This window comes from uncultured Thiodictyon sp., from assembly GCF_903828115.1.
In the GTDB taxonomy this organism is placed as follows: Bacteria; Pseudomonadota; Gammaproteobacteria; order Chromatiales; family Chromatiaceae; genus Thiodictyon.
In genome coordinates, this window is record NZ_CAIKKU010000264.1 from 1 (window position 1) to 6,347 (window position 6,347).

2 protein-coding genes and 1 pseudogene are annotated in these 6,347 nt (G+C 66.0%); 2 read left to right on the plus strand and 1 reads right to left on the minus strand.

Annotated features, from left to right (window positions below; genetic code table 11):
- Window positions 1–196 precede the first annotated feature (196 nt).
- Entirely contained in the window at window positions 197–3,085 is a 2,889-nt protein-coding gene (locus QZY48_RS09890; protein ID WP_295430584.1) for an Ig-like domain-containing protein, read from the minus strand.
- 929 nt (window positions 3,086–4,014) lie between these two features.
- On the opposite strand from QZY48_RS09890, the gene QZY48_RS09895 reads away from it, so the two are divergent.
- Entirely contained in the window at window positions 4,015–4,758 is a 744-nt protein-coding gene (locus tag QZY48_RS09895) for a hypothetical protein (protein WP_295430586.1), read from the plus strand.
- Window positions 4,759–4,837: 79 nt separating this feature from the next.
- Window positions 4,838–5,638: pseudogene (locus QZY48_RS09900) on the plus strand (alkaline phosphatase family protein); the annotation flags it as partial.
- Window positions 5,639–6,347: the final 709 nt, after the last annotated feature.

The window sequence follows — 6,347 nt, forward strand, 5'->3', positions numbered from 1 at the left end:
GAATCCGGGGCGCTACGATAACCTCGACAACGACAACGACAACGACAACGACAACGACAACGACAACCACAACGATTGCGTTGTGTTTAGCCTGTTCTTGACTCGTTAATTGATGCGGCAAGCCGACCCCCGGCCCCGACGCCTTGCGGCGACGGGCCGGTGGGGATACTGACCGGCGCCGGGGCCGGGCTCGGGGCTATCTCTTGAAGCTTTTGCTCAGGCTGTGGCACGCGTCACAGCCGATTGCTTTGCCCGCCGCCACCGTGCGGTTGGTGCTTTCGACCCGCCAGGTGCGGGCCACCGGTGCGCGCGAGAGCACGGTGCCCAGGTGGTCGGCCCCGTGACAGGCGCCGCAGGAGCCGCCGCCGGTCTTGCCGTTCTCGGCCTTGGCCATGTCCTTGTGGGCCGAGGACCAGAAGCGGCTGTCGTTCACCAGATGCATCCCGTGGGGGCCGCCCAGCGTGTTGGACGCCAGGGCGCTGGTCGTATGACAGGTCGTGCACTCGGTGATGGAGCCGGTGTGGCCCTGAAGCTGCGTGGCCGCCAGGTTGTCGTTGGCGTTGGGGGTGGCGTTCGGCCACTCCGCATGGGTCGCCCCGTGGCAGCCCTCGCACATCACCCCGCCGTGACCGGAACTCATCCGATACAGTTTGGGGTTGTTGGCACCCGGATTGGCGAAGCCGTTGAAGCTCGCGGGCACCGCCGGCTCGGCAAAGCGCTTGTAGGTCGGGACGATGGGCGTGGCCTTGGCGTCACCGGTCTTGAACGCCTGACGCAGGCGGATACCGTCCTTGTTGCCGGCACTGTCCCTGGTGTTGACCAACACCCCCGCGGTCTTGGTCATGTTGGTCGTGGCGTCGCCGGTGTGGCAGGAGCCGCAGCCGGGCTCGTTGGCCCAGGGGATGCGCGGGGTGGCGGGGTTGGTGTAGAAGTCCTTGGCCAGGATGAAGGCCCCCCGGTTGGTGGTCGAGACGTTGCGGGAGAAGTCGTCGCCGATCTGCGCCATGCTGCCGTGACAGTCCGAGCACAGCATCCCGCCGTTGAACATGGCCCCGCGCAGGCACTTGGTGTCCTTGCCGGGGTGGCATTGATAGCAACTGTTTTCCAGCGCCGTGACACGCGCCGCCTGGTTGGTGATGACGCCGTTGGCGTCCTGCACCGGGGCCGGGATGACCTCGAACAGGTTGCCGGGCAGGGCCCCGTGGTGCCCATGCATCACGTTGGAGTTGCTCTTGTGAGCCAATTGGTTGCGGCCGTTGGCGGGGGTCCCGGGGGCGCCCGACTGGGGGCCGACCTGGGCCAGGTCCAGGGCCGGGGTGTAGTGGCAGACCTGACAGACGACGGGTTTGCTTTGTACTAGGGCCTTGTTGGTCAGACAGGTCGGGGAGCCATTGGGCGCTGCCCTATCGATGGTGCAGGGCGCGGCCGTTCCGGTCGGGTCCACATAGGCCTTCCCGTGCTTCAGGTCATGCAGGCGCAGCACGTTGATGTCCGTCGCGTATTCGATGCTGACCCGGGCCGGCAGGGTGGGGTCCGGATCGTCGAGCCGCGTCGCCACCGGCAGCCCGGCACCGAGCAGGGTATTGGTGGGGGTTTGGCTGCGGCTGTCCGCGACGTCCGTCGGGTCGGCGTGACAATTGGAGCAACTCGTCTCCCCGGAGATGGGCAGCACCGTGTCGACCGTGCTCAGGACTGTCCCGCTCGCGTTCCTGGCCTGGACCCGCACCAGCGGGAAGGGGTTCTCGCGCCCGAAGTCGTCGAAGGCGGACAGGGGGATACCCGCGGCCTCATGCCAGTTGACCTTGTCGGCCACGTAGCCGAAGGGGAAGTTCACGAAGAAGGGCTTGTTCTGGTAGTGCTCCTCGACCGCCTGGGGGCTGTTGGCCACATAGGGGCCCGCTTGCCCCGGCAGTTGCTGCTGCACGGCCGACAGGAACCCGTCGTGGCTGCCCGGCTGCCCGGCGGGGCTGTCGACAATGCCGTCGGGGCCGATATAGAGGTTCTCCACGTTCGCCACCGGCAGTCCGCGGTCGATCGTCGTCGGGAATCCGCCGGTCGCCAAGGGCGTCAGCCCCAGACCGCCGGGGTAGAAGGCGTCATAGGCGCCGTTCTTGATCCCCTCCCAGAAATTGGTCTTGTAGGTGCCGGCATCGCCCTTGAGGCCGTTGAGCGCGCCCTTGGCCAGGATCGGGTCCAGGGGGTTGGACGCCGCCGAATAGGCCAGGGTCACCCCCGCCGGGTTGAGGATCGGCTTGCTGCCGGTGCCTTTCTGGATCACCTGTCCGAGCATCACCTGGAAGGGCGGCAGGATGCTGGCGATGCGCGTGTCCAGGTCCCCGCAGTGCATGCCCAGATCGTTGATCGCCAGCACCCGGTAGTTGGTGTCGATCACCTGACCCTGACTCGGCACCACGGTGGTGTTCTGGCCGCTGGAGTCCGCGCCCGTCGAGTTGATGGAGACGGCCGGCACCGGGGCCATGACCGCCACGTGCAACTGGTTGGAGTTGCCGACATTGCCCGCGGCGTCGAAGGCCTTGGCGGTCCAGACATGGGGGCCGGCGTTCGCGCTGGTGATGGACCAGGAGTAGCGGTAGGGCGCGCCCGCGACGGTCGCCCTCAGCGTGGTCCCGTCGTAGAATTCCACCCGGGACACGCCGAGGTTGTCGGCGGCGGTGACCTCGATGGTGATGGTCTGCGGGGGTGCGAAGGGGCTTTGGGCCTGGGTTCCGATCGATGCGGTGGGGGCCTGCGTATCGCTGGTCCCGACGGTGACGGTGGTGGCACAGTTGGCGATCGTGGCACCGGCGGTGAGTTTGAGGCTGGTGCTGAAGGTGCCCGCGGCGGCATAGCTCACCGCGCGGGTCGCGTTGGTGGACGTGGTTCGATTGCCGCCCTGAAAGGTCCAGGCGCGGCTCGGGGTCCCCGAGAAGCCGGTGGCGCTGTAACTCCAGGTGACGGACTGTCCGGGGTTGATGGTCGGGGTCTGGGGTGCGATGGTGCAGGTCGCGGCCTGACCCGCGCCCGACCAGAGCACCGCGAGCGCCAGGGCCGCGGGTCCGGGAATCGTGAGACGTCTCAACTTCATTATGGTCTTGCTCTTAAGTCTGACTGTGACTGCCCTGAGGCATCTGATGACCGCCGGTTCGCCGCCGTGCGGGGCCACTCTGGCGTGGGGCCGCCCCCCGGCCCCGCATCCCTTCCGACCGGCCGTTCAGTGTGGCGCTGCAACAAACGCAAAGACTGTGCCATCGTTCCGGCGATGGGCAGTGCTGAACTGCCGACCTGCGGTTCGTCTGGCGTGGCGGGGATCTTGGATGATCGCAGGCTGGAGCGCGCGGTCGACGCGGCGCGGGGTGGATGACAGCCCTGTCAGTATCCGAGTGACAGTCCTGACAGGGGTGTCAGGTTATGTCAGACTCGGCGGCAGGGCTGCGTCGGCACCGCGTCTTGTGGGAGCGGCGTCCCGCCGCGATCGGCGCCCGCGGATGGTCGCGGGGCCCCGGGGGCGCGCCCGTCGGTCCGCGCGCCGGGACAGGCCGTGCCTGCTCCGCACACTTCGCGCGGCATCCCGCTGGTCGGCGCGTAGCGACCGCTGGTCCGGCGATGGCTGTCAGGAAACTTTACAGTCTGATGTCGCGCGATCCCTTCCGTGTTCGTTTCAATGACTGGCAGACGGACGATATTATAACAATAACATAATGTGATATCGCGCAAACTAGAAATGGTATGAAATGTGCTTATATCTTTGTTTTGCGTTAAGCTAAATTTAAGGTTTGCACTTGGCTGTCGGCCGGATGTGTGGCGTCGTCGACCCCGGCGTTGCTGGACGCGACCAGTAGCTGATCGATCGACAATTTCCACGCCATCACACTTCAACGAGGGCAATAGCCAGTGAGTAGTCACACGAATCTCCAAGAACGGCTGGATCGCTACGGCATCACCGCCCGCGGTCAGATTGGCCGCGGTCCCACGGCGGGCGAGATCGCCGGTTACGCGGCGGCGGCCGGTGTCGGGTTGGTCCTGGCGGGGGGGGCGGACGCCCAGGTCATCTATAGTGGCATCCAAAATCTCTCGCTGGAGATCACCCCCGGAGCAACGGCGGGAGGAGATAATTTCGCCAGTGCGCCCTCCAACGTCCCGATCGACATTGATGGGAACGGTGTGGACGATGTCTTCCTGCGGCTGAGTTTCAACGCCGAGAAGCGTCAGGGCACCCAGGGTCTCAGCGTAACCTACTACGGCATCGGGGCGAACCTGGTCGCGGACACCGCTGCCGGGGCCAAGTTCGTGGGAAGCAGTGTCCGTACTTCACAGCAGCCTGGTTCCCTCGCCGCTTCAAACCTGACTCGCGGCCAGCAAATAGGCGGCAGCCGGGTCTTCAATGCCAATTCCGCCGGGATCTCCCATAAACAGGCGCGTCCCAACGGCGCTGCAACCGTTTCATCGGCGACCGTCGGTACTCATTTCAACCTCAGCGCGGTTGGTATTGTCGGCGTCCGGCTCGCCAGCGGCAATTTCGGATGGATCCGTCTGCATATCGAGGACCTTGGCACAAATCAGCCATTCCGTAATCAGACCGGCGACCCCTGGCTGCCTGGCACCGGCTTTCCAGACAAGATCACCGTGGTCGATTGGGCCTATGACAACGAGGGAGGCGCGATCGAGGCCCCGGTGTCCTCGCCGCTGGCCTTGCTGGCGGCGGGTGCGGTAGGCCTCGCCGCCTTCCGGCGCCGCAGGCAGGAGCGTCAGCCGGGTTGATGCGATGCCGCTCTCGTTGCCTGAGCGTCCGCGGTCGGTCTGAAGGCCAACCTACAGTCAGATCGACCGGGGGTCTATGATGCGCAAGGTATTGGTCATCGGCTGGGATGCCGCCGATTGGAAGGTCACGAATGCCCTGATCGAGCAGGGGCGTATGCCGCATACGGCGGCCTTGATCGAACGTGGTGTGATGGGCGACCTGGCGACCCTGCATCCGGTGCTGTCGCCGATGCTCTGGACCAGCATCGCGACCGGCAAGCGGCCCTACAAGCACGGCATCCTGGGCTTTACCGAGCCCACCGCGGACGGCGGCAGCATTCAGCCGGTCTCGCAACTGTCGCGTCGCACCAAGGCGATCTGGAACATTCTCAACCAGCAGGGGCTGCGCTCCAATGTCATCGGCTGGTGGCCCAGCCACCCGGTGGAACCGATCGACGGGGTGATGGTCTCCAACCACTTCCAGACCGCCCTGGGTCCACCGCAGGACCCCTGGCCGCTGGCGCCCGGCATGGTCCACCCCAAGCGGCTTGAGGAAATCCTGGCGGGGCTGCGCCTCAACCCCAACGAACTGGTCCCGGAGCAGCTATTGCCCTTCGTCCCCAAGGCCCTGGAGATCGACCAGGACCAGGACCGGCGTTTGGCCTCGGTGATGAAGGTCCTGGCCGAATGCGCCACGGTACATGCCGCGGCCACCTGGGTGATGGAGCATGAGCCCTGGGACTTCATGGCGGTCTACTACGACGCCATCGACCATTTCTGCCACGGGTTCATGAAGTACCACCCGCCGCGGCGGCCCCATATCCCGGAGCGGGACTTCGACCTCTACCACGGGGTGGTCGATGCGGCTTACTGCTTCCACGACATGATGCTCGGGGCCATGCTCGCCCTGGCGCCGCCCGACACCACGGTCATCATCTGCTCCGACCACGGCTTTCACCCGGACCACCTGCGCCCGGTGCAGTTGCCCAAGGAACCGGCCGGTCCTGCCATCGAGCACCGGGACCTCGGTTCCTTCATCATGGCCGGCCCCGGGATCAGGCACGACCACCTGATTCATGGTGTCAGCCTGCTCGACATCACCCCGACCATCCTCACCCTCTACGGCCTGCCGGTCGGTGAGGACATGGACGGCAAACCCTTGGTCGAGGCCTTCGAGGCGCCGCCGGAGGTGACCACCATCCCGAGTTGGGATGCAGTGTCGGGTGCGGATGGGCGACTCGGGGCCGAAACCCACTATGACCCCATTGCCGCCAAGGAGGCCATGGACCAATTGGTCGCACTGGGTTATGTGGAGGCCCCAGGCGAGGATCGGGCGCGCGCCATCGCCAGTACGGTGCGGGAGATGCGGTACAACCTCGCGCGTGCCTACATGGATGGCGGGCGTTATGACGAGGGCGCACTGATCCTCGCCGACCTCTATGCGGCGGAGCCGGATCAATATCGCTTCGGAGGTAGCCGTTCAGAGACCCGGCATTGGAGCCGGCAGCGGAGCGGCCGCGCGACCGGCGCGGCGCTCAGCGATCACGCCGGCCAGATAGGGCCACGGCACCTGGCCGCGCTGGCGACAGGTTTCAATCACGCTGGCGAGC

What these genes read in the sequence shown, in the direction of transcription:
- QZY48_RS09890 (WP_295430584.1), bottom strand. Translation starts at nt 3,085, where the DNA reads ATGAAGTTGAGACGTCTCACGATTCCCGGACCCGCGGCCCTGGCGCTC.